We start from the raw sequence: 1,184 nt of genomic DNA, 5'->3' as shown, positions 1-1,184 counted from the left end.
TTATGCAAGGATTTTTGCTACAACACCAGCACCAACTGTACGACCGCCTTCACGGATCGCAAAACGCAGACCTTCATCCATCGCGATTGGCGCAATCAGTTCTACAACCATTTGCACGTTATCGCCCGGCATGACCATCTCTACGCCATCTGGTAACTCGATGCTACCTGTTACGTCTGTTGTACGGAAGTAGAACTGTGGACGGTAACCTTTGAAGAATGGTGTATGACGACCACCTTCATCTTTCGACAACACGTAAACTTCTGATTCAAACTTCGTGTGTGGTGTGATTGAACCTGGTTTCGCCAATACTTGACCACGCTCTACTTCATCACGCTTCGTTCCACGCAACAACACACCTACGTTCTCTCCTGCCCGACCTTCGTCAAGCAGCTTACGGAACATCTCTACACCTGTACAAGTTGTCTTCGTGGTGTCTTTCACACCGATGATTTCAACTTCGTCACCAACGCGGATGATGCCTTGCTCTACACGACCTGTTACAACTGTTCCACGGCCCTGAATTGAGAATACGTCTTCGATTGGCAGCAGGAATGCTTGGTCAATAACACGCTCCGGCTCTGGAATGTATTCGTCAAGTGCTTTCGCTAACTCTACGATTTTCTCTTCCCATTGCGCTTCACCGTTCAATGCTCCCAGCGCTGAACCCTGAATCACTGGCAAGTCATCTCCAGGAAAATCGTATTCTGAAAGCAGTTCACGAACTTCCATTTCAACCAGCTCAAGCAGCTCTTCATCATCAACCATGTCACATTTGTTCATGAATACGATGATGTAAGGAATACCTACCTGACGACCTAACAGGATGTGCTCACGGGTTTGTGGCATTGGGCCATCTGTCGCTGCTACAACTAGGATACCACCGTCCATCTGCGCTGCACCTGTGATCATGTTTTTAACATAGTCAGCGTGTCCTGGGCAGTCTACGTGTGCGTAGTGACGTGTCGGTGTATCGTACTCTACGTGTGAAGTAGAGATTGTGATTCCGCGCTCGCGCTCTTCTGGGGCGTTATCGATTGACGCAAAGTCACGTGCTGCTCCGCCGTATACTTTAGAAAGTACTGTACAGATTGCTGCTGTTAATGTTGTTTTACCGTGGTCAACGTGGCCGATAGTACCAACGTTTACGTGCGGTTTCGTACGTTCAAATTTTTCTTTAGACA

1 protein-coding gene is annotated in these 1,184 nt (G+C 48.1%); it reads right to left on the bottom strand.

All coding sequences use genetic code 11. The features are described from left to right. Window positions 1-1,184 (bottom strand): elongation factor Tu (gene tuf, locus AC55NX_RS20700; protein ID WP_496997449.1); only part of this gene is annotated, 1,184 nt, incomplete at its 5' end.

It is taken from the genome of Vibrio rubrogenes (assembly GCF_059641415.1).
This window is presented reverse-complemented; position numbering and strand designations above follow the sequence as displayed.